Genomic DNA, 24,434 nt, shown 5'->3' on the forward strand with positions numbered 1-24,434 from the left:
TAGAAGGTCCGGCAGGACGGCTGCTAGGTCGAACCGCTCGGTGTCGCGTCGCAGTACGAACGTCCAGTCGGGTCGACTGGACGCAAATTCTACTCGAATCGTCGGCTCAAGCCTCCGAACGACCCGTTGCCGGTTGATTGTCGGGCAAAGTACGCTGCCACGCGGCGTAGGTAATTGAGGTGCCCTTGACCCTCCAGGTGTTGCGGCCGTTGTCCGTACGTCCGAAGACAGTGGCTGAGGCTGCGCTAGGACTCTTAAAGCTTGTGTCTGTAGTGAATACCAAGTGCGTCCCGTCCTTGGACAGCGTTAAAGCGCCCGAGCTGCGCAGATTCTCCCGTAGCTGTTGATAGGAATGCGGCTGCCCTGACCATTCGAGCTTGGCCTGTGAACCGGCCAGAACGATGAACGCGCTGCCGTTCTCCTTTCCCGCAGCGGTAAGGCTGTGTATGGCGCTTTCCAGTTCGAACGGCACTGCGTCACCAGCTCCTTCTAACTCGGCCAGCAAAGCCTCTGTAAGGGCCACCTTGCTCTTGCGGTCTTGCAGGCGCCAGTGTGTCTCCAGTTTGGCGAGCATGGCATCCTGACGCTGCTGCATGACGTCCGTTGTCCAATCCGCGTACTGTAGCACCTGCGTCGTTAACGCAAAGGCCGTAACGCCACCCTTGGTAAAGTAGGCCGATTTTTTCCAGTCGAAGTCGCGGTTACTGGCCGAGCTATTCTTTTTCCTGCTCAGCAGGGCTAGATTACCGAGTCGGTGCACCCAGAGTTGATGCATCGCTTTGTCGGGCACCCACGCGGCCCATTGGCCGTTCGGTGCTGGCTGCTGGGGCATGACATGCTCGACTGAAACCACGTCGTGCTGATAGCTGGCGCTGCCATCTGACATCAGATGGTCTAGCCGTAACAGCAGTAAGGCGAGGGCACGAGAGGAGTGGGTTTCGTACAGGGCCCCGTTCAGCGCTGCGTAGATTTGAAACTGCTCTTCAGGGGAGAGCTGCAGAGGTGACGATGTGGCGAAAAGGTCGCTACCAGACTCAACTGCACGGGTAAGCGCAGAAAAGCGCTCGATACGCTCATTGACGCCAGCTTTGCGAGCTAACATTGAGTACCCCAGCCGCTCTAGGTCTCGGAAGAAGCTCAGTACGGTAGCGGGATGTTGGCGATGTCGTATGAAGAAGACCAACGCAGGCGGGACCCAATCGTTGAATTCCAACCGGTTCAACCATCGTAGGTATGAGTTCACCTGTTCGGCGTGGTACTGACTTGCGTAGTCTGCGTTGCGCAATTCACTGAAGGCTTGCGCCATCGGCAGCAAAACTTCATCCACAAAAGCGCGCGGCTGTTGAGCCGGCGCCACGTGCTCTTTAAACTCCTTAAGCAGAGTACCCTGAGGTTTGGCCTTGCGATAAACCATGCGTATATGGCTGAATAAGTCGCCGAACTCATCCCGCCCAAGGTCCTCTTCCTCGTCCTCCCACTTTTTAGTGTAGTCGTCGCGTAGCGCCGGTTCGATGCCGCCGATGATTTCTGCCTTGAGGATGTCGGTCGCGCTCAGGTCCAGGCCACGACTATTGAGCACACCAAAAATGCGATAGGCCGAATCCAAATCCGGTGTCGCGACGGTAACTAGATAGCAGCGCGTTATGACGAACTGTACCAATCGCACAAGCTGCGCTTGTTGCAGTTTGGCGAGCCCATCCATGAATACTTGAGCGTTGGTCCGTAGACGCGCCTGTGCGTCAGGTAGCACTGCGTTGAGCTTCGCCAGCGCATCCAGACCATTTTCGTGTTGCACATATTCCCGGAAAAAGTCTCGGTCGCGCTCGCGGAGCAATAGACGGTAACGTGCTTGGGTAGCTGAGACAACATCGCCATGCTCGTAAATGCGCTTAGTAATACCGGTCTGAACCGCCGTATTCTGCACCGTGGCGCGCACGGCAGACAGCAGCAACGTAAGCGTTGTGAGGCGCTGCTGGCCGTCGACTACCGTTGCTTCCGGCGATGCATCACTCTTAATAAGCACGATAGTACCCAGGAAGTACGGCGCTGCATCGCTGAGCTGAGCTGGTGTAGTGGCCAGCGCACCTAGCAGGTCGTCCAGCAGTTCTTGGGCCTGGTCTCTGCCCCAAGCATAGGGACGCTGATATCCAGGAATAGTGAAGACGTAGTCGTCACTGAAGATTTTCGCGAGCGATTGTTCTTTGGCAGTGAGGGTGTGAGACAAGGTTTTCTCGCAGTTTATATTTTAAGTGCAGTACACGGTTGGACGATGGCGGCAGCAGCATTAAGCGGTGCTATGAAGCGTTTGAGGGTAATTATTCAATCTTCAGCTTGTTGAGAGAGAAGTGACCTCTCTCGCATGGTGCCACTTAGGTTCACATTACACCATTTGAGAGTAAGAATCCGGCCCCTTAATTCTCTAGTGCCTAGTTCCGATGACGCATCATATTTTTGCATATCTATACATGACGCATCATCGAAACTGGGCGTACATTTTCTAGTCAGAATTGCATCAATTAACGCCCTGTGCTGCTTCCCGAGGTAAGGATTCATATAAATCGACTTGCTAGACATGACTTACTCAACGGCAGTGGGGGTTGTAGGTATGGCAACAGTAGAGAAACGAAAAGTGGGCAGACCTTTGAAACATGTAACAAGCGAGCAGAAAAGGGCAGCAAATGCCTTTGCGGCAAGGCAGTACCGAGCCCGGCAGCAGGCAAAAAAGCTCGAACGGAGTGACTTCTCAAAGCCGCCTCGGTCAACCATTATCGATTTAACCGCTCTCTTACCCCCTTGGCGTTCAAACGGTTGGATTAAGAGATGACGGACGCTTCGTACTTGGAAATTTGTACAGCATATACACGCTGTTAATGTACATCTCCGTCTCGTACCGGACCCCCAGTGGGCAAATCTACGTGTGTCTACGCAGTTACGCTAACTTTTGTGTGGAGAACTCATTTGGTAAGTAAGTCTTATATCTATACTCCAGAAGCCGTCGCCGCAATGGATTCAATCGAGCTTGAGTTGTGTTTTGACTTCGGTGAGGGCGATGTACTTTTTGGATTCTCTCCGGAATCGCTGCGCGCTACCTGCCGTTCGCACCCGAAGATGCTTTCCCTGCTTGCAGCGGAGCTGACTACCCGCGTATTCCGTGAAACTGACGACAATACGGTTGAGTTCGACCGTCCGGGCTACCTGGTGCCACTGACGGACCGCGAATTCATTAAAAAGCTGCTGAACATCTGCAAAGGATGCTTAGGCAACGTGTGGACGGCGGTCGACGTGGAAGAATCCGGTTACGAAGTCTCCCTCACGAAGTGCGAGCGCCACCGCGTCCGGGGGAACAAGCCTGTTGAGCGCTCCCGAGCCGAGGCCGTGGATGACGTGACAATGCTAGCGGCACCGGCGGCACCGGCGGCGCCCGACGCCTCAATCACCGTTGCCCCACTCGACAACGATATCCTATCCGCAGAGGCCCCACTATTTCTGGGGGCAAAAATGTACTATGGGCAACTAAACGTGTCACTCCTGTTCTGCGGCTCGCAGCTGCTGTCGGGCAGCCGGCGTCCGCGCGGCGACTATTCGGCGAAAAGCCCTTTACTCGTTACTCGCATTTCCGGAATCAAGACGGGAACTACCACCGTCACGTATCAGGGCGAAGAACTGCGTACGTCTGATGTAGAGACCTGGGTCGCTGTTGTCCGCCTCGGCGCGGAATTGCCGCTCGGAACGCCTGTCCAACTGCGAGAAGGACAAATGTTGAAGACCCTGCGACGCTCGGATGGGGACCGAAACTATAACGCACTGCGCGGGCAGCTGAAGCGGCTACAGAACGCGAAACTTACTATCGAGACGGAGCATCCGGCGCTAATCGATTGTATAGCCGAAGCGCTGCCCGAGGACCTGGAAGCCCAGAGGGCTCGGAAGACGGGCAAGCTGCAGATAACGGTTTCACTGCTGGGCGACTCGTCGACCTCGACCCCACATAAAAAGGGCTGCCACGTCGTCCACATCCCGCCGAACGTTCGCGCACTGTTCGGGAAAGGTCTTTCGTCGTGGTTCCGCGAGGATGCCTATTACGGACTCGAGAACAGGACCGCCCGTCGTCTATACCTGCTCTACGGACGCCACGTGGACCCGCGCCCTTTCACGCTGCCCGAACTGCGGGATTATCTGGGAATGGGCTTTGAACGCGAGGATAAGCTATTGAAAGCAATCGGGAAGGCCCATGCGGAGATGTTCGCAAAAGGCTACTTCATGGGGGCGGCGGCACCGGAGTACGGCACCTGCTATCCGAAGACTGCCGATGGCTTCGGCGGTGGGCTAAAGCGAGGCGGGCAGAAAGCATTCGCTATTGCCCTAGTGAAAAACCGGACCCCAAACCAGGACCTGGTCAAAGCGTAACATAGGTGCCCCTGCGAGGCCGCTTTTTCGTTCAAACCCCTGCGGGTTGGCGTCAATCTTGCATGAAATACCGCGCTAAACCGAGCGCGCTCGCGGTCTTCCCAGTCAGCATGTCATTGCATTCGCTACCCCCTTCAGCCTGCCCTCGGGCAAAATCGGGGTCATCTTGCAAGCGCAGAGACGCGAACGTGTAGCGCTGTGTGTCACCTAGGTCGCTGCCTAGCAATTGTGCGTGGCCATGAACCAGCAACGTTGCAAACTCTTCATCGCTTCGGACCGGATTACCGAGTTTTTGCAGTGCGCAGTCGAAGAATCCGACTAGATACCCACGAACCGGCTTGCTGTCCAGACCTGAGAGGTAGCCGTCCTGTGACCGGCACAGTAGCAGCTGCAGATTCAGCAGGACTGCCGCTTTATCGATGATGTTTTCGTTAGCCGACGGCGCTGGCCGGGGTGCTACTTTTTTCTTAAATAATCCAAACACGTTATCCTCTTAATTGCTCGGTGTAGCTAATGCCCTGAAGCCTAGTTGTTGAGCCGGCGGCTCATCTCCGAACGAGCGGTAGTAGATGCGGCCATCGCTTCCGCTTGGGACAAAGTTCGTTGTGGCCAGCCATCCCCGTACCCGGTGCATCGCGGAGATGAAGGCCGGCATCACATCGACATACACGCTTCCGACATCGAAGCCCTCCCTGTTTGCCACAGTCATCATGTCGGCAAAGCGCAGGTCTTGCTCCCACAGCGGGCCGATGGTTGCCCTGTCCGCTGCTTTCAATTTGGCGTCGGGCAACCGCCTCCGGAAGTCATCGAGCGGCAGGTAATAACGTAGCACGACACGCTCTGACTCGGGCGTCAGGCTGGCGAACAGATACTTGCTTGATGGCATCTTTTTGGTCTCTTCGTGAGCCAGTACGAAGGCCTCCCAACTCACAAAAAGGTTGTGGTCGCGATGATGGATGGCGTTACGTAGCACGATGAGCAGAGCCGTGTCTGCGTGCTTTAAGTAGTTAAATCCTTGCAGGTCTTTTGTGACGTCGTACAGCGTATGAAACTTCTCAAGTTTTCCCTCGAAAGTGCGGTCCTGTCTCGTGACCGCGTCTGGGCGGTCAACCTCGTAGAGCGCAGCAAAGTCCATGTGGGCCTCGACATACAGCCGTAGCGTATTCGACAGGTTTTCCCATGCGTGTTCGATGACCGTCGCCATTCTCTCTTCCTTGTTCTTGTGCTTGCGCCACCCGCTCGGTGGCCGGTATTGTTACGCTTTGACAAGCGCCACAATACCAAAGTACGCTAAATGCCGCCATACAACTACCCCGCGAAGTCGCTCGAAATACAAACCCATCTGATGGGTCTTGGCCTGATGCCGACCCACCTAATGCTGATTGGTTCGTTCATTGTTTCTTACGGCATGTTCGAGACAACGCTCGAGCGGGCCCTGTGGACGCTGAGCGAGACCAGCATTGAGGGCACGAGACCGTTCACTGAAAAGATGAACACAGAAGCTCAATTTAAGATGCTTGGCGAAGGCAACCACAAGCTGAGTGACAAGTGCAATGCCGTCCTTAAGGTCGCCGCGCAAGCTGCTGAGGACTTGAACGAGTACCGCAACAGCCTTGTTCACGGCTATATCCTGTCGTTTGGCCAAGAGCACGTACCATCGTTCATGAAGAACCCCCACTGGTACGGTGCGTCCGGGAGAAAGAAGGCCGTCGGTGATGCGTACATCGACGAGCCGTTCCAAGACCTGGTGCTCATTGCCGCGTGGTCGCTTTGGCGCTTGGTGCATCGACTCGAAAAAGTCTTCGAGGACGCAGCGGCACAGTCCCACATCGAAGAGATGAAGGACGACATCGCCCGTGCACGGAGCTACGCGGGTGAAGTGCGGCACCAGCGCCGCATCGCAAACCAGAAAAAGAACTAAACCCCCCAAGGGAACTGCAACTGGCGCTGGCGTGCACTCGTGCGCCAAACTTCCCCTTCTCTCAAAGTTCTGCCTTGAGGATTACTGCATGAGCCTGCAATTCGCGTAGCTCCTTCTTCAGACTTGTCAGTCTGCCTTCCGCTAATCAGATGCTTATGTCCGTTTCTAGCTGTGGATTCAGCTGGTCAGCGCAACCGGGGTACGCACCGGAGTGCAATTTACACCAAAAAAGCGCCGACGTTGCCGTCGACGCTTGGTAGTTGCGATGCATGCAGATGGGTTTATACATCTCATATGTCTGCGCTAAAAGCTCAATGATGACAGCCATCTAGGGCTGCTCAATCAGTTACTATGTGCGCTTAGGGTGTGAGAGGGGGGTGTTTTTTATTGTCGCAAATTTCCGTACTACTGTCCGAGCCACTCCAGCGCTCCAAAATCCCCGTATTACTGTGCCATACCCTCCGTACTAGTATGCCAGGTTATCCGTACTACTATGCCAAAATCTCCGTACCACTGTGCCAAGAAACTCGCTTGAATAATTGATTATTAAAGAAAAAACGGCATCTTAGCTTTTGTCTCTTCTTCCCAGAAAAATCGTACTTTCAAAGGCTAGTTTTTACGCGTCCCGGGCTCTGGGCAATCGGAGACGGCGCGTGTGGTTTTTGAGCAGAAAGACTCCTCGACGTCGAGAGTCCAGGGGCTACCGCCGCTCTGTTGGCCACGTCCGACGGCTGGTGCGCAAACAATAGCGCGCAGCGACTTCCACGCCGCATACTTGGCAAACGGTGCCGCAGGTGCCAGGCTCTCTTTGTCACGAACTGCCATCTTCCTGTTCCATCGTTATCAAGTTAGACGTCAGCGTTGCCCCCAAAATGCTTAATAGACATCTCAAGGTTCTAGGGCTAGACTCGAGAAATTGCGATTTGACAATAGAGTCGAGTCCGAAAAATGGCAATAACATCCGCATTAAATTGATTTTAAAAAGATAAACGACGCTAATTTCCGCTACCAAGGGCATGTCAAATACACTCATTTCTTTAATTAAGATGGCGCGCCCGCGCCGAGCCCTCTTCACGACATTTACGTTTAGTCTGTCTTGGTTCGAGGCCCTCATCCTGCCAACACTGCGCCAGAGTAATTGCGAGCAGATTGACGTTTTGGTTGATGCTCGGCAAGCGTGCAAATCCACTGATGAAGCCGCCAGCCTCTACGCTGGTAGTGCCTACCGGGTTATTCCGGTCTACATGGGAAAGACCACGGTTTTTCACCCCAAGGTTGTCTATCTGGAGGGGTGGGAAGACCTCGACCATTTCGTGGTCGCTAGCGCCAACCTGACGATGTCAGGGCATGGTCGGAACCTTGAAGTCATCGACGCTCTGAGCTCAGACGGAGAGCCGGCCGTATTTGGGGAGTTTGGGGACTTTCTGCAGGAGCTTATTGAAAAATATTCCTTCTCTGTAGAGAGCCTGGACGTACTTCAGGCCTACCGGCGCCGCGCGGCCAGCCAACTTGCGCGTGCAGGTGTGGTCGATGAGGCGGCGCGTCGCACGTGGCTGGTGCATACGCTTGCCACTCCTGCTGACGAGCAGTTCCTGGACCATGCGTCACGCATCGACGACCCCAATCGCCTGACAGTCCTCGCACCCTTCCATACCCCCAGTGGTGCCCCTGTGCAGGAGCTTGCGCGGGATATTGGCGTGGACTCCTTGTATATTGGGCTGGACGCCCGCTCGCTCATCGCGCCGTTCACGAGCGAAGACGTGTTCGACGTACCGCCCGGCTATGTGGTTGCCGGGCGGGAGGATGAGGAGCCGCGCCGTCTCCACGCCAAATGTTTTGAGCTCCAGGGCAGCAACGGTACCCTCGTAATGACTGGCTCCGTTAATGCGACTGGCCAGAGCCTGAGTTCCACAGACAACGTGGAGGTATCACTCATTCGCATGCTGCCACAATCCCCGTTCAAATGGTCGATGGCACAGCCAGTCGAATTCACGCCTTGCGAATTCAAAGTCGAAGCGATGACCGCCCGTAACCTAGCCCTCCAGGCTACATGGACGGTAGCTAACGAGCTGGTTGGCCGTATTGAACCTGCTGGAAATGCCGAAGTCGTCACGCTGTCCATTTGGGACGGCGACGAGCGTGCTGCTGTGGTGGACGAGGTGCGTTTTGAAAATGGCAGGTTCTCGGTAAAGATGGGGCAACCGGTCAATGCTCGCGGGGCACTTCGTCTCATCGTCGAAGGTGCGGCCTTGCACGCCGAAGGCTGGATTAACGTCGAGCTCGACCTTGCCGGCGATGAAAATCAACGCAATCTGGCCAAAGCCTCCAGCCGCGTCATGACCAACGAATTCCGGCTGGAAGACCTGGACACTATCTTCGGGTGGCTCTCGCGACTGCAGTCCCATATCCAGCCGCAGGAAAAAGGTGAGCCCGGCGCCGGTCGCCGCGCGCCCGCGCCAACCAAAAGTGGCACAGCACCAGCACCTGTTCGCAAGATGAGTTACGACGAGTGGCGCTCAAGCATCGAGGCACCGAAGTTGGGGAAAACCCCGGCGGGCCTCACGCGGAATACGGTCGAAGCCGTCCTGCGTTGGCTGAATCGCGACATCACGCTAGACGCTGCTGTCACCTCGACGAATGAGGGTAATACCCAACCATCTGAGAATAAGCCGATGGGTAACGCATTGCCAGCAGTAAAGCGGGCGCTGTTGGCCACGGAGAGGTCTGAATTTACGTCGGCTGATAGCTCGACCGAAGAAGCGCGCCGGCAACGTACGGAAGAGCTGTATCAGGCACTTTTGGAGGCGATTCCGAAGGGGCTCGCCCTTGAAGCCCGTTCGTCAGTAGCCCCACTACTGGTTGAACTTTCAGGTTGTGCGCGGCTCAAGCAGGCTCTCGTGCAAGGTACCCTTGGCGGGCAGGGGGCTGCCGACTATGGGGCGATGATGCTCCAGAGCTGGCTGACTCGATTTGCCACGTTCGAGTATGGGGAGGATAACCGGGGGGGGCTGCTGCCCTTCTTCTCTGCCATGGCCTGCTGTGCGGTTGCCGCACACACGCAGGTTTCGCTGCCCTCCCTTAAGGAGGCCCTTGAACAGCTTGCCGGGCGCACGCTGGAACCCGGCGAGATTGCGGCAGGCGCGCACTTGGCCCTGCGCACGAACCGATTCGACCGCATTCCAGACGATATGAAACGCGTCGCGCTGGCGGCCGCCAGCACCATTGAGGCTGAGCTGACTCAGTCGCAACAGCTGGTTGAGCTGATTGGTCAATTTATGAGTCGGACCGCAAAATCGGCTCCGAAGGTGCCGCCCCGTTACCAGAAGGCATTTGACGCGCTGTGGCAGCACCGCAATAACACGCGCGGCGGGTTCGGGGTGCTGTCGCGAAACAGTAGCCGTGTGGGTTGCCCATGTTGCAACGTAAAACTGCAGTCGGAGGACGCTTCGCGGTTGCGCTCTGACCAAGTGTGCCTGTGCATAAACTGTCAACGCCCTGTCTTTTACGCCCTCGACACCGCAGCCTTGGACCTGCACGGCCTGGCTGACCTATACAAGAAAAACTGAATCCATGCTCCAGCACTTCGACAAGCCGTACTTCACCGACCCGCTCATCGACAACTTCGTGCTCGACCCGCTGGGGACGAACGCGGCCGTGGAGTCGCTCTATCGCTCTGTATTCCCAGGCATTAATAACGTAGTGGCTTTCATCCGGGTGTACTCCGCCATTTGCTGGATGGTGCGGCAGATTGATGACACGGCCCGACGTAAGCGTGCTCCGGACATCGAGGCACTCTCCTTGCATGGGCTTGAGAAAATTCAGCTGCTGCTGAGCTGGCACAACGTGCGACAAAATATCAGGGGGCTGGCGGGTGGCAGTCGCCTCTATCCGAAGGGGCGCAAGAAGGTGCCGTTGAGCATGAAGGTTATTGTGGGCCCACAAGACCAGAAGGCGATGGGACGTAACCCTGACTACGAGCCTAGCTCCGGTGCCAATTTCCTGCAGGCCGTGCAGTATGGACCCAGTCTCATCAATGGTATGCCTTGTTTAAAGGTGACAAGCATTCTTGGTGCCTACCTGCTCACGGAGGCGGGCGAGAAACTCGCGGACGCCTACGAGCAGGCCATTGAGGAGCATCCCCGTCGGGACTGGCTCGCTGATATTGGCAAGCTGTATGTCTCAGATGAGGAAGTCGCAGAGATGGGAGGGATGCTGGACTTGCTGAATCCATCTCAAGGCGAGATTGACGCGTTCACTGAGCAGTACTATCCGGCGTCTACAGATGGACTCACGTTCGGACCGAACTGGGAATACCGCCACCAGGGACTAACCCTCGCGTTGCGCGCCATCTATGCGGAGCAGCAGACGCGCATGCACAAGGCGGGCGTACCGGAGAACGTAATTCGTTTCACAATGGCCCGGGGGCGTACACATGATGGCAGCTACGAGCTGACACTGGACGACTGCGCCCAAGCACAAAGCTGGTGGGCAAGCCTGCAGTTGCGCCAATACATTCGACTAGCCCAAGGTGTCCTCCTGAGGTTGTGCGAGTCGTGGGTGCACCGGGCAGTCGTCACTAACAAGCCGCGCGAAATTCTCGACTGCGCGCAGGGTCTGGGTGAGAAGCTACTTGCGCTCCTCCCGGAGAACGCCAGCAAGGACGTGGCAAGCCTGGTCATGATGTTGGAAGACTGGCGCGGCAATGAGCCGACGCTTTTCGCGGCCGGGCCGACCCTAGAAAATACACAACGCATCGAATCTCTCCTTGAGTCTTTGCTGAGCGTGCGGTACTTTGCGCACAATTCGGAAGAGGAAGACCAAGCGTTGCGCAGCGTCTATATTGCTCTGCTTTATTGTGCGAGCGAAGCGAAGAACTTCCGGACGGACCCCTATTTCGACCTGGCGCTTGCGAACGAGCAACTCACGCTTGGGAAGCTTGCCGATGTAATGTCTGCGCATATGTACGATTCGCCTGCGGTGTTCATGGCACACGTCGTCCAGCACTACGTCTTGCTTCAGCATTTCGGCATCGTGCAGGAGCGCGCTGCCCGGGACGGACGCAGTCGCTATGTCCTGCTCAAGGGTGACCAAGGTCTCGAGCGAACGGGGAACGGTGAGAGTTTTGTCGGCATTGACTTGCTGACAGACCGATTGCGCCATGCCCTGCTCCTCGCCGCACAGTGCGACCTGTTGGTCCAAAACGAGGAGCTTGGGACTTTCTCACTCACACCTGAGGGGCTGCGAAGATTGCAGCAGATTGCCGTCTGATTTGCAGGTGCAGATAATAGCAACAGCAAGGTGGTCAATCCAGTCTGTTCTTTGCGAGGCACTGATGACTACAGTCGCGCCACTACAATAACGATAGGGAATTCGCATGGCCGCAAATCCGACCTCAATCCTGCCAGCAGGCTTCACCTGTTCGCCCAAGCCGGTGCTCAATCCCTGGGAGCAGACTCTATACAACCTGTGCGAGGAATACTTCTACCTGAACCAGAAGAAGTCGAACCGACATCCGGTGCTGAGCCAGGTTCGCCTGACGGACGCCATCGAAATCAGCCACACCTACATTCAAAAAGTGCAGGTCAACGCAATGTCGTTCGACATCCTTATCACGGATGGCCAGGGGTTCCCGAAGCTCGTATTCGAGGCAGATGGCAAATATCATCCCAACACTTCGACACTGCTCGATGACGAGGCAGCAAAAGCGCTCGTTGACCCGCGGGCGAGGCAGACATTGCTGGACAACATCAAGGATGAAATTGCCGCGCTGGCGGGCATTTCACTGTTTAGGGTGGAGGTTGAAGGCACGCATCCGCACCTCGAGGTCGTGCGCGCCATGCTCGACAATTATCCGGTGTTCTCGCGTGAAGTGGGCTACCCAACTGCCGGCGGCTCAGTCGTCTATGACACCCATTCCTACCCCGATGCACGGCGTGTTCTTACCATGGAGGACATCGAGCTGCGGCTCGTCAAGGAAAACTGGGCGTTCCCCGACGGCTGGCAGTTCGTCACCGCGTATGACGTACGGCAGTTTCACCTGGACCAACACCCTTGAGTCGTTTCGCGCTTAGTCAGCACCAGCGCGCGATGCTGTCCCCTCAGCACGCGGAACAGGTCCCAGTGGCCAACGGGATTGCCCGGTGGTCTTTATGCCCGACCTCAACCTCATAGCCCTGGCCGCACTTGCGTCAGGATACTGGCAGGGCCACCTCTGTCTGCGTCAGGCCGGCCGCCAGCATGGCAGCTTAGACGCGCCCGCGTGTCGGCTGCGATACGCACCGTTAACTTTTTCCCGCATGGCATTTAGACCGTGGTTTCAGCAAAAAGCCCCTCAAACAAGGGGCTTTTTGCTTTGGTGTCTTAATCGGTGGCAGCGCATTTCGGGGGGGCTGGCCACCACAACCGGTGTTTGTCGCGCAGTGCCAGATACGCCGGCCGCTCTTCAATCCACTGTCGCAGGGCAATGCCTTCCTCAGCACCCGGACGCCATATATAAAGCCGGTTCACGATTGTGCGCGCATCATAATTAGCCTTGTTCTTACCCAGGAATTTCAACATCCCTTCAACCAGTTTGGACTCTTGGTTCAGGTGAGGGCACACGACTATTGCAAAACGCATGACACTAGCACTTCCGATTTCCCAAGGTTGCTTTCCCAATCCGATGACGTCGCATAGAGCCGTAACCATGTGCTCATGTGCCGCTTTTGATTTCTCGCTGTTCTCGACCTCGACCCACGTGTACCAGGTCGAGTAAGGGTTCTCGTCATTGACTTCCATCTGCAGGGTGAGCAGTGCATCAGGGATTTTCCCAAGGGGGTCCGTCATATACTGCGGCGCGCATGTGACTGGAGCGCGGCCGGTAGCAATTTCGTGCTCGGTGTAGTAGCCAGTTGGTCCGTTCAGATTCGACCACCACAAACAAGCGTCATTTGCTAGGCACCGGTGCTGAAAGGTGGGCATTGCACGGCGCGTGAAGTCAGCGTCGAACATCGCTTCCACGCCCAGCTCCGCTCGCAGCCGGCGAGCTCCCTGAGCCGTCAGAGCATACACGCGGCTACCGTCCGGGCCCTGCTTGAATGCGACTTGTTTGAGCTTCAGGAGCTGCGCCAGGTACTCCTGAGCATTGCGCGGCGTGGATTTGTCGGGCCAGCATGCCTGATGAACCTGGCGCACTGGCAGCCATCCAAATCGGTGCAGGACGAGGAGCACTCGCTCTTGGTTCAGGCGGCATTTGACGCGGTTGTCGATGCCGTGGCCGGTAGTGTTTTGGGTGGTCATGGTCGCTCGGTTTGTAGTTGTTTTTAGATGCGCCGACTCGTTGTCGGTCTAACATGTATAGCGACATGCCGGCTCGCAGAAGGGGTAAAGTTGAAAAATAGTTAACAGGAAGCTTCTGCGCGTGCTTCTGCGCCCCCTTCTGCGCGCTAGAGGTCCGTTAGAAAACCAGTCGGCCAAGGAGTTTGCTGGGCGATTCCCGCCTATTCGGCCGCCTCGCGCAGAAGCACCGTGTCCGAGGAAACCTATTGTTCGAAAACCGGCGCAGTCCCAGAAAAGGAAAGGCTGGCCCTGAAAAGTTGCTGCAAGGCGTGCTTATGGAAGGCGCGCAGAAGTGTGTAAGCATGTGATGCTGGGCACCTGGCACTCGGTGCACCCGCCAGCCTCCGTCCGGCGCGCGTACCTCGGACTCGTCGCCAACACCCCGGCACTCACGGCCGTGCGCCACTACGCCGCGCACGACAGTTCGGACCCTCGCACACACCACCGTTCTGCCGCTTGGCCCGTCCGCCAGCTGCGCCAGCGCACGAACCGCTACGTCGACGCGTGCACACCACTCGCAACCGCTCAACCCGGCCACCAGCTGCGCCGGCGGCCGAGCCGCTGCGTCGAAACGATATGCGAGCACTGCAGGTGCTGCGAAGTTCGCCGGGACGCACACCTTGGCCAACTGCCGCTCACCGAATGCGGCGTAGACTGGTGCTCATGTTCATGTCAAAGACGTGCGCAAGGGGAGGGCGTGCTCGTGCTCGGACTGGTGTCGTACTAATGCTGCAGCTGTCACTACTACTGCGATAGCGACTAGGTGCCGGCCGTGCTCCTGCCAGCGCGGTAAGTTCGTGCCTCGTAGATAGGGTGCGGGATGTACTCAAAGCGTGCGTTTGCCAGGGCGGCGTTGTTTTTCTGAATCGACAAAATTGGCTACACATATTTCTTTTCCTCAAGCATTCCTGGCAACGACAGTCGCTATATGATGTGAGCACTGCGACCGGGGGTCCTCATGACGCAGCTGTAACTGCTGAAGGGTTGGCGAACCCAGGTCTCGTACCCGGGTTTCGTTTTGTGTAGAGGCGGCTTCACATGGAGGGGCGCCCGGAGATATACCGCTGGATGCCCGCCAGCGAAATAGAGCGGCCCCGCCCCCGGCTCCGCTCCGCGCACAAAAAGCGACGGCCGCCGTGTGGAGCCATCGCAGGCTAATGCGCACTCACTACAATAGACAACTGTAGCGTGACCCGAGGGCAGGTTCCTGGGGCCTTGGGGAGAAATTGGGGAGAAAACAGCCTGATTTTCTTCCTAATACTGCTCACTACTGCCTGCTGTTGCGATGTACAATAGTAAGCAATTTCAATGAGTTACAGTGTTCATGCGGTTCTCCAAGGCAACGACTAGTGGCCTCCGAAGCCAAGGGTCGCTGGTTCGATTCCAGCCAGCCGCACCAATTTGGCATCTTGCCATCTTGCCATCTTGCCATCATGGCTTCACAACGTTTTACGTGACGTTGTTTTACTACCCCCTCCGAAGTCATGTCCGGCTGTTGCCGTATACGTCAGAATTGCAAACAGGGCCTGTCCTCGCCATGGTTGGCCGGCACGCAATCGCCCGAGTGGCAAGCGAGCACTCTGGATACTGATAAAGCATCGAAAGCGTATACAGGGCGGTCTCAAGAACCAATTGCAACACCGGGATTAATGAATCGAATCGTCGTGCAATTGTAGTCGAGCCATGTGCTTGGTATAGACAGCGAGCGGCGTTTTCCAGCAAAGCGTTTCTCGTGGTCGAGTATTAAGCGAGAGCGCTATGGCATCGAGGTCGTCCTGCGAGTAGATCGACAGGTCCGAGCCCTTGGGCATGTACGGCCTCGGCAAGCCATTGGTATTTTCATTGGACCCGCGCTGCCACGGGCTGTGCGGGTCGTCAAAGTAAATCTGCACACCGGTGCGCTCGGTCAGAATTTTGCGGCCATGCATTTCGCGGCCCTGGTCGTAGGTCATCGATTTGCGCATTCCCGCCGGCTGGCGGTTGAGCACGGCTGAGAAGCTCTCGACCACCGTACGGGGGCCGGCGTTGTCCATCTTGGCCAGCACCACGAAGCGGGTGGTTCGCTCGACCAGTGTACCGACCGAGGAACGATTGCCTTCGCCCTCGATCAGGTCGCCCTCCCAATGGCCAGGGATGAGAAGGTCCTCGATCTCGGGTGGACGGATGTGGATGCTCTGCATGTCCTTGATCTGGCCTCGGCGGTCAACGCCCCGACTGCGCGGCTTGCGCACTTGGTTGTGATGGCGCAGGCAGGCAATCAATTCGCGCTTCAGTTCCCCGTGCGGATGCACGTAGATCGCGTTGTAGATCGTCTGGTGAGAGACCGTTTTGTCGGAATCGTTAGGCCACATGGCGCGCAGTATGTTCGCAATTTGTTGTGGCGACTAGAGTGCTTTCAGGTAACGCCTCACTACCTGGAAGAGCGCGCTATCAACGTGCAGTTTGGGCATGCGTCGCGGTGCGATACGCCGAGCGTAACTCTGCTGGTGAGCAAGGTTGGCATCGTAATCATCAGCTACAAGTGCCCGACGCAGTTCGCGGCTGATTGAACTTGGGGCATGTCCAAGGCGCTTCGCAATGGATCGGATACTGCACTGGTCTTCCCGCCTGGTCATCACGACGGCGCGTTCCTGCGTCGTCAGATGGGTACAGATTTTTGGCATGGCAGCACTCTAGAGGAGGAGTGTTGCACTTGATTCTTGAGACTGCCGTTGATATAGAACGTCAGGTGAAGATCCGGGAAAATATTTCCAATTGGACTGATAAAGAAATTTCGTCACCTGAATTGAGCAAACAAAGGGAAAGACCGTCGAGGTAATAGTTCGCAGCCGTTATGCCCTCAATCAGTGTCTGCTTTAGCGGCGATGTGAGACGCTTTCGGTATTGCAGAATTAACAGGGATTTGACTTTGAGAGTTGAGGGGTACTATTCTCTTATCTGTGATCGATACCGACCCGTATCTACTCTGAACAATCTGCTTCACTAAGCTAATGACCTGTCCGAAATTTCGGCGTAATACTGAATTGGTTTTTTCAAATCTATTTATAAGAGGGTATTCTATATATTTAGAAATCATCATACACATTAAGATCGAGCCAGTTGAGAGCAGAAAATAGAGTCCCCCAAGCGTGAAATATTCTTTTAATCCAAATATCGTCAGGATTTTGTAAATAATACCAATGCAAGGAAGATGGAACAAATATATGGAGTAAGACGCTTTTCCCAGTCGAGTTAACCATGCGGGAGCATTAAGATGGCCATTTAAATTTCCTCCTGCGATGCCCATGATGATTAACATGGAGCTGAGGCCATAAGCAATTTTGGATAGATCTGTGTATCCATTGACTACGCCAATATTCTCGGCAAAAGCGAAACAAAAAAATAGGAAGACCCCAAAGCCAAATATCAGCGAATCATTTTTAATGGACTCGGAGCTTACGACGTATGCCGCTAATATGCCAAAGAAAAAATCTACGTTAAACATAGACGCTACACACGAAAGCAACGGCGAATCTACCGGCACATAACCTATTGCCGACGAGTAAAGGATAAAGCATAGCCACACGAGAAACACGACGATCCCCAATCGTCGGTTAATTATTGAAGCGGCAAAAAATAAATAAAAAATTATCTCGTGCTGCAATGTCCAAGCAACACCAACATCGCCGCCAAAAGGTAATAGGGTTGCGCGTTTTAATAACGTATCAAAGCTGGGAATTATGTGTTTTGAAGAAAAAGCAGCTAAAACTACTACGACTATCAATGATAGCCAAAACAACGGGTAAACTCTTGTGTATCTGCGTTCAAAGTAACCGATCAACGTCGACGGTTTTCCTAAGTCGCGTTTGTGAACAAAGAAAATTATAAATCCAGATAGCACGAAAAAAAAATCAACTCCGGCATGACCAAATTGGGCAATCCCATGCCACGGCATAGAACCATAATCAGATTTAAGGTGGCGCGCTGCATGATAAAAGACAACCATCATCGCCGCAATTCCCCGACACGCTTCGATACCTGAAAGCCTTCGATTAGTGGTGAGTGTTTTTTCTCGATGTGGCATTAGTATTTTATGTGGAATTTAATTAAACAATAAACAAGAAAATTTTATTTAACATGCGTATACGCGAACTATTAGATTAAACTACTGGTAGCAGACTAATACTGATTTTTCCTCTCATCAATAAATGTAAAATTTTGTTAATATATTTTTTGGCAATTTAACAAATATGTTGTTAGTTTGGGAAATTGGCTTTAGCAGATATCTAGGTGAATGACAAGTTTACTATGTGCCGATAAATCCCACATCGTTTACTACGCTGGTCGGGCTGTCAGGCTTATTAACTGGGCGGTCTCAAGAACCAACTGCAACACCGGGGTCGTGCAATTGTAGTCGAGCCACGTGCTCGGTATAGACAGCGAGCGGCGTTTTCCAGCAAAGCGTTTCTCGAGGTCGAGTATCGAGCGGGAGCGCTATGCATCGAGGTCGTCCTGCGAGTAGATCGACAGGTCCAAGCCCTTGGGCATGTGCTGCCTCGGCAAGCCATTGGTATTTTCATTGGAACCGCGCTGCCACGGGCTGTGCTGGTCGGCAAAGTAAATCTGCACACCGGTGCGCTCGGTCAGAATTTTGTGGCCATGCATTTCGTGGCCTTGGTCATAAGTCATCGATTTGCGCATTCCCGCCGACTGACGGTTGAGCACGGCTGAGAAGCTCTCGACCACCGTGCCGGCGTTGTCCATCTTGGCCAGCACCACGAAGCGGGTGGTTCGCTCGACCAGTGTGCCGACCGAGGAACGATTGCCTTCGCCCTTGATCAGGTCGCCCTCGCAATGGCCAGGGATGAGACGGTCCTCGATCTCGGGCGGACGGATGTGGATGCTCTGCATGTCCTTGATCTGGCCTCGGCGGTCAACGCCCCGACTGCGCGGCTTGCGCACTTGGTTGTGATGGCGCAGGCAGGCAATCAATTCGCGCTTCAGTTCCCCGTGCGGATGCACGTAGATCGCGTTGTAGATCGTCTGGTGAGAGACCGTTTTGTCGGAATCGTTAGGCCACATGGCGCGCAGTATGTTCGCAATTTGTTGTGGCGACCAGAGTGCTTTCAGGAAACGCCTCACTACCTGGAAGAGCGCGCTATCAACGTGCAGTTTGGGCATGCGTCGCGGTGCGATACGCCGAGCGTAACTCTGCTGGTGAGCAAGGGTTGCATCGTAATCAGCAGTCAGATGGGTATAGATTTTTGGCATGGCAGCACTCTACAGGAGGAGTGCTGCACTTGATTCTTGAGACTGCCCAGCTTCTTTTATGTAGCTATTTCCCGGGAGTACTGTTAACTGGCATTGTGTATAGTCACTACGGTAGCGCGACTCCCTACGCCCTTTTGTGACCCGTGTTGGAATCATTCGCACACGCTGATGGCATTATGATCATCAATGGAAGTGATGATGTATCTGTGAGCTCGGAATATCTTACGTGAACTTGAGTGACTGGAAACCGATATGCCAGACAATATGTCACGCCAGGATGACAGCGCAGCGCCATATCCATCCGCTGGTCAGCGCGGACACGATGTATCCGTGGTGTTCCTGCCCAATGTAAAAATGCAGTCCAAGCGCGCTGCGGTTGCTGCGGAGGACGGTCCCAACCCGGGGCGTGAAGGTGGTGGCATTGAACAATATGGTGTGAAAGGCGTCGAGCGCGATTTGCATGCGTTTCCATGGAATCCCCTGGTCAACAAGGGGTCGCTGCTGGCAGGGCTGGATCTGCTGCGCGCCCTGAAAGTGTTGCTGTTCGATCGCAAGGCCGATGTGATTGTCTCTGTGTTCGAGAGCAATGTATTTTTTGTCTTGATGTTGCGTCGGCTGTTCCGTTTCAAGCCGAAGATTGTCCTGTGGGAAGTGTCGGGACGTGGTTGGCCAAAGCGCGACAAGATTCTCGATTACGTGGTTCCCCGAGTGGATCAGGTGTTTGTCCTCACCGAAGACCAGCGCAGCACGGTGGAAGCACAATACAAGCTCCGCCATCCGGCACAGATACTTGGCTTTGCCATTGACGACGAGTTCTTCCGTTCACGGCCGGATGTCCGGGATGGCCAGTATGTCCTGGCCGTCGGTGACGATATCAGTCGCGATTATCCGACACTGATCGAGGCATGCCGGCAAGCAGGCCTGCCGTTGAAGTTGAGAAGCAGCGCGAAGTTTGCCATGCCCGATGATGTGTCTCATGTGAGTCTGGTAGGCCGACTCACCTACAAGGAGCTCCGGGAACTGTACGAGCAGGCGACCATTGTTGTTGTCCCATTGAAGCAGTCCGATTATCCGGGTGGAATAACCGCCATCTATGAGGCGATGTCGATGAGCAAGCCATTGGTCTTGTCTCGTACCACAATGACGACTGGACTGGTCCAGCATGACAAGGATGGCTTGCTGGTCACGCCCGGTGACCCTGCCGGACTGGCCAGTGTGTTGTCGTCATTGTGGGGCGACCAACAGGCGCGTGCATCACTAGGACGTGCTGCACGTCAGCGTCTTGAACGCGACTTTTCTCATGCACGGTACATGCAACGTTTCGCAACGCTATTGCGCCAGGCTGCGGGCCGCTGATACCCGTCTGAGATGATCACCCCGACAATTCGGGAATACGAAATGATTGTCACGAGTGTGTAAAAAATCTGACAAATAATTTGCCGTGTCTGGTTTGGCGTCCACCAGTGTCACACTAGTGTGTGGAGCGCGGAGTCGATTTCGCGTAAGTGCTAAAATCCATCCCCTTTGTTGCAATAAAGAATCGATTTGACAATGAACTGTTGTTTTTCATGCTTTTTGGCAACATAAATGGTCGAATATCACTTGTTGCATTAAGCTGACGTCTAAGAGAGCAATATTGAGGATAAGATGTTTCCGTGATATATTTAATGTTAAAAATATGTCAAAAAATTAATGCAGAAGCAATGTTAAATTTGCATCAATCGGCCACATTCTGAGTCTATGTAGTATCAAGACAACAGTGCGCTGCCCCCAATCATGTCGAAATTTCTTTACTGGAACAGGCAATCCGGGCGCGCGCTGACTTTTGCAATTTAACGCAATCATTTTGTAGCAGCCATGCGTGGCAGCCGTGGCGTACCCAGTCCATAGCGCACGTGACGCAGGCACCGGTTTCCGGGCACGTGGTAAGCGTAATAATCAATTCTGAGGAATATCATGTTTCGGATCTCTAACCACTATGTGTCGAAGATCGTCTTCGTCCTGCTGTTCGTGGAAATATTGATCCTGTTGGGCGCCGCCTATGCAGGCGCAGCCGTGCGTTTTCTCGACATCGGTGCACCGCTCACGAATGACCAGTTCGATCACTTCCTGGCGTCGGCTGTCGCATTCGCCGTGGCAGTCAGCTTCAGCATGAGCGCCATGGGCATGTATCAGCTCGATTTCGACGAAGGCTTGCGTCATCCGTTCTTCATGAAGCTGATGCCGGCGTTCCTGATGGGTTTCCTGATTCTGACGTTGGTGTTCTACGTGGCGCCCGACCTGTACTTCGGTCGCGGCATCCTGCTGCTGGGCTTTGGCCTTGCCGCAGCCGGGATCTTCATCGCGCGCATCATCTTCTTCAAGACGTCCGAACTGCGCCTGATGCAGTCGCGCATCCTGTTCCTGGGTAACGGCGCGCTGGCCAAGGAGTGCAGCGACCTGGCCGTCAACAAGAACAGTTACCACCGCTACAAGGTCGTCGGCTTCATTCCGGTGGGCAGCGACGAGATGTGCGTGCCGGCCGCCGACGTGCTCAAGGTGAGTGAAGGCGACTCGCTCGTCAAGATGGCGACCCAGTATGGCGCGCAGGAAATCGTGGTGTCGGTGCAGAACCGGCGCGGCAGCTTCCCGATCAAGGAACTGCTCGACTGCAAGCTGCAAGGCGTGAAGGTGACCGATGCCGCCACGTTCTTCGAGCGCGAAACCTGCCAGATCCGGGTCGATTCGCTGCAGCCGAGCTGGCTGGTATTCGGCGGTGGCTTCGACCAGAGCTTTATCCGTACTTTCATGAAGCGCGGGTTTGACCTGATCTGCAGCACCCTGATCATGGCCGTGACGTTCCCGATCATGCTGTTCGCGGCGCTGGCCGTGTGGCTGGAAGACCGCAGTCCCGTGTTCTACTCGCAGGAGCGGGTCGGCAAGGATGGCAAGATTTTCCGCGTGCACAAGTTCCGCAGCATGCGCGCCGATGCCGAAAAAGGCGGTACGCCACAGTGGGCCGCCCAGAACGATCCACGGGTAACGCGTGTGGGTAACTTCATGCGCAAGACCCGGATCGACGAGCTGCCGCAGATCCTGAACGTGTTCAAGGGTGACATGTCGTTCGTGGGCCCGCGGCCCGAGCGCGCCTACTTCGTCGAGCAGCTGATCGAAGTGGTTCCATATTACAATGTCCGTCATAGCATCAAGCCAGGCATTACCGGTTGGGCGCAGGTGCGTTATGGTTATGGATCGTCGGCCGAGGACGCGTTGCAGAAATTGCAATACGACCTCTACTACGTCAAGAACAACAGCCTGTTCCTGGATGTACTCATCCTGATCAATACGCTCAAGGTCGTGCTGTTCCGTAGCGGCCGCTGATCATCCCGGACCGACTTGCGGTGCATGCACCGCAGGTTGCTGGCTTTAACGTTTCTATCCCGAATTTTTCAATGGTCGTTTTCATGGATGGCATACGTTGACCACCATTGCCGTCTATAGCTATAGCGTCGCCGCCATCGGTTTCTTGTTGCTGATCGGCCTGCTGTTCACCATCTGGCGCGGCCGCACCCAGGTTGCCGCCATTGCCCTCGCATGCGGATTCACCGCGCTCTGGTCCGCCTCACTGGCCGGGCAGGCCGCCACTGGCCACGACCTCTGGTCGGTCTGGACCGACACGCTTGAAATCCTGCGCAGCGCCGCCTGGTGCGTCGTGTTGCTGCTGTTGCTGGGCAACTCGCGTGATCCGGCCAGCCGCTGGCCTTTCAGCCTGCGCACACCCATCTTCATCGGCGCCGTCTGCTATGTGATCCTGCTGCTGGTGACGGTTCTGGTGCGTACCGACCTGATGCTCAATCTGAACGGCGGCCTGCTGCCCAACGTCACGGCGCGCGTGTGCCAGGCGGTACTCGGCATGCTGCTCGTCGAGCAGGTCTACCGCAACAAGACGATCCAGGAGCGCTGGGCCATCAAGTTTGCCTGCCTGGGCATCGGCGCGATGTTCGCCTACGATTTCTACATGTACAGCCAGGCGATGCTGTTCCACGACATGCACCCGGACACCTGGGCCGCGCGCGGCATCGTCAATGCGCTGGCCATGCCGCTGATCGGTACTGCGGTCAAGCGCAGCACGTCGCGCTCGACCGCGCTGGTGCTGTCGCGCCGCGTGATGTTCCATTCGACCGCGTTGTTCGGTTCGGCCATCTACCTGCTGGCGATGGGCTTTGCCGGCTACTACCTGCGCTATTTCGGCGGCAGCTGGGGCGGCGTGATGCAGGTCGCGTTCCTGTGCGGCGCCTTGCTGCTGCTGACCGGCACCCTGTTCTCGGGCACCTTCCGCGCCTGGCTCAAGGTCTTCATCAGCAAGCATTTTTACAGCTACGGCTACGACTACCGCGAGGAATGGATGCGCTTCACGCGCACCCTGTCGTCGGGCAGCACGCACATCGGCGAGCGCGCGATCGAGGCGGTCGGCGCGCTGGTCGAAAGTCCGGGCGGCGTGTTGTGGCAGCGCCGCGACGGCGATGGCGGTCACTATCAGCCGGTGGCGGGGTGGCAGGCCACCAGCACCGCGACCGAGCCGGCCGATTCGAATTTCTGTCACTTCCTGGAAACCACCCAGTGGGTGATCGACCTGCGCGAATACGCGGCGCTGCCCGAAAAATACGGCGAACTGGTGTTGCCGTCGTGGCTGGTCGCGTTTCCGCGTGGCTGGCTGGTGGTGCCCCTGATCATGCATGGCAAGCTGTTCGGCTTTGTCGTGCTGCAGGATGCGCGCAGCGCCGTGTCGCTGAACTGGGAAGTGTTCGACCTGCTCGAAATCGCCGGCAGCCAGGCCGCCAGTTACCTGGCGCAGCAGGATGCGGCCAACGAGCTGATGGTGGCGCGCCAGTTCGAGTCGTTCAACCGCATGTCGACCTTCGTCGTGCACGACCTGAAAAACCTGGTGGCCCAGTTGTCGCTGATGAACGCGAACGCCGAAAAGCACCGCGACAATCCCGAGTTCCAGCGCGATATGCTCGATACCGTGACACACTCGGTCGACAAGATGAAGATGATGCTGCAAAAGCTCAGTCGCAACGACGCGCCGGAACGGCCCTTGCCGCTGCGCGTCGAGAACGTGGTGCGCCAGGCGATTGCGCTCAAGAGCGCGTTCGAGCCGCATCCGGTTCTGGACGTGGTCGATGCGGGCCTGCTGGTGCTGGCCGACCGTGAACGCCTCGAGCGCGTGCTGGGCCACCTGATCCAGAACGCGATCGAAGCCACGCCGCGCAGCGGCCGTGTCAGCGTATCGATTGCCCGCGCGGGCGGGGAGGTCGCCGTGACCGTGGCCGATACCGGCGCCGGCATGAGCGAGGAATTCATCCGCGAGCGCCTGTTCAAGCCGTTCGAATCGACCAAGCCGGCCGGCATGGGCATCGGCGTGTTCGAAAGCCGTGAATACATCCAGGAACTGGGCGGCGCGCTGGCGTTGACCAGCGTGCCCGCGCAGGGAAGCACATTTACCGTCACGTTACCGCTGTACCGTGAGGCTGGCGCCGAGCGCGCTGCGTGATGAAAGGAC

13 protein-coding genes and 2 pseudogenes are annotated in these 24,434 nt (G+C 55.9%); 8 read left to right on the forward strand and 7 right to left on the reverse strand.

Going from position 1 to position 24,434, the window contains the following annotated elements; all coding sequences use genetic code 11:
• Positions 1-106: 106 nt before the first annotated feature.
• Positions 107-2,224, reverse strand: coding sequence for a DUF4357 domain-containing protein (locus tag AC56LN_RS09520; protein ID WP_499571226.1), 2,118 nt, complete (start codon positions 2,222-2,224; stop codon positions 107-109).
• Between the two features lie 779 nt (positions 2,225-3,003).
• Between AC56LN_RS09520 and AC56LN_RS09525 the strand changes: the two genes are divergently transcribed.
• Positions 3,004-4,404, forward strand: a complete 1,401-nt coding sequence (locus AC56LN_RS09525) for a replication initiation protein (protein ID WP_499571229.1) — start codon at positions 3,004-3,006, stop codon at positions 4,402-4,404.
• Between the two features lie 52 nt (positions 4,405-4,456).
• Here the strand turns inward: AC56LN_RS09525 and AC56LN_RS09530 are convergent, their stop codons facing one another.
• Both AC56LN_RS09530 and AC56LN_RS09535 read right to left on the reverse strand, forming a co-directional pair.
• Positions 4,457-4,888, reverse strand: coding sequence for a hypothetical protein (locus tag AC56LN_RS09530; protein WP_499571231.1), 432 nt, complete (start codon positions 4,886-4,888; stop codon positions 4,457-4,459).
• A 9-nt stretch (positions 4,889-4,897) separates the two neighbouring features.
• Positions 4,898-5,608, reverse strand: a complete 711-nt coding sequence (locus AC56LN_RS09535) for a hypothetical protein (protein ID WP_499571233.1) — start codon at positions 5,606-5,608, stop codon at positions 4,898-4,900.
• A 90-nt stretch (positions 5,609-5,698) separates the two neighbouring features.
• On the opposite strand from AC56LN_RS09535, the gene AC56LN_RS09540 reads away from it, so the two are divergent.
• From AC56LN_RS09540 to AC56LN_RS09555, 4 genes are all read left to right on the forward strand, one after another.
• Positions 5,699-6,325 (forward strand): hypothetical protein, encoded by a 627-nt coding sequence (locus tag AC56LN_RS09540; protein WP_499571235.1) that lies wholly within the window; start codon positions 5,699-5,701, stop codon positions 6,323-6,325.
• A gap of 1,016 nt (positions 6,326-7,341) precedes the next feature.
• Complete coding sequence (locus AC56LN_RS09545; RefSeq protein ID WP_499571237.1) at positions 7,342-9,891, forward strand: hypothetical protein; 2,550 nt, start codon at positions 7,342-7,344, stop codon at positions 9,889-9,891.
• A gap of 4 nt (positions 9,892-9,895) precedes the next feature.
• Positions 9,896-11,593, forward strand: a complete 1,698-nt coding sequence (locus AC56LN_RS09550; RefSeq protein WP_499571239.1) for a hypothetical protein — start codon at positions 9,896-9,898, stop codon at positions 11,591-11,593.
• 106 nt (positions 11,594-11,699) lie between these two features.
• A complete protein-coding gene (locus AC56LN_RS09555) occupies positions 11,700-12,380 on the forward strand; it encodes a hypothetical protein (protein WP_499571241.1) in 681 nt (226 codons plus the stop codon).
• A 305-nt stretch (positions 12,381-12,685) separates the two neighbouring features.
• Here the strand turns inward: AC56LN_RS09555 and AC56LN_RS09560 are convergent, their stop codons facing one another.
• The 4 genes and pseudogenes from AC56LN_RS09560 to AC56LN_RS09575 all read right to left on the reverse strand — a co-directional run.
• Positions 12,686-13,603, reverse strand: coding sequence for a hypothetical protein (locus AC56LN_RS09560; RefSeq protein WP_499571243.1), 918 nt, complete (start codon positions 13,601-13,603; stop codon positions 12,686-12,688).
• A 1,685-nt stretch (positions 13,604-15,288) separates the two neighbouring features.
• Positions 15,289-16,305, reverse strand: a pseudogene (locus AC56LN_RS09565) (IS30 family transposase).
• A gap of 176 nt (positions 16,306-16,481) precedes the next feature.
• Positions 16,482-17,705, reverse strand: coding sequence for an acyltransferase family protein (locus tag AC56LN_RS09570; RefSeq protein WP_499571245.1), 1,224 nt, complete (start codon positions 17,703-17,705; stop codon positions 16,482-16,484).
• A gap of 291 nt (positions 17,706-17,996) precedes the next feature.
• Positions 17,997-18,859, reverse strand: a pseudogene (locus tag AC56LN_RS09575) (IS30 family transposase); the annotation flags it as partial.
• A gap of 285 nt (positions 18,860-19,144) precedes the next feature.
• On the opposite strand from AC56LN_RS09575, the gene AC56LN_RS09580 reads away from it, so the two are divergent.
• The 3 genes from AC56LN_RS09580 (at position 19,145) to prsK (ending at position 24,425) form a co-directional block, all read left to right on the forward strand.
• Positions 19,145-20,248, forward strand: a complete 1,104-nt coding sequence (locus AC56LN_RS09580) for a glycosyltransferase family 4 protein (protein WP_499571247.1) — start codon at positions 19,145-19,147, stop codon at positions 20,246-20,248.
• Between the two features lie 600 nt (positions 20,249-20,848).
• Positions 20,849-22,252 (forward strand): TIGR03013 family XrtA/PEP-CTERM system glycosyltransferase, encoded by a 1,404-nt coding sequence (locus AC56LN_RS09585; RefSeq protein ID WP_499571249.1) that lies wholly within the window; start codon positions 20,849-20,851, stop codon positions 22,250-22,252.
• A 97-nt stretch (positions 22,253-22,349) separates the two neighbouring features.
• Positions 22,350-24,425 (forward strand): XrtA/PEP-CTERM system histidine kinase PrsK, encoded by a 2,076-nt coding sequence (gene prsK / locus AC56LN_RS09590; protein WP_499571251.1) that lies wholly within the window; start codon positions 22,350-22,352, stop codon positions 24,423-24,425.
• Positions 24,426-24,434: the final 9 nt, after the last annotated feature.

The sequence above is a fragment of the Telluria sp. ZT3P26 genome (assembly GCF_059686035.1).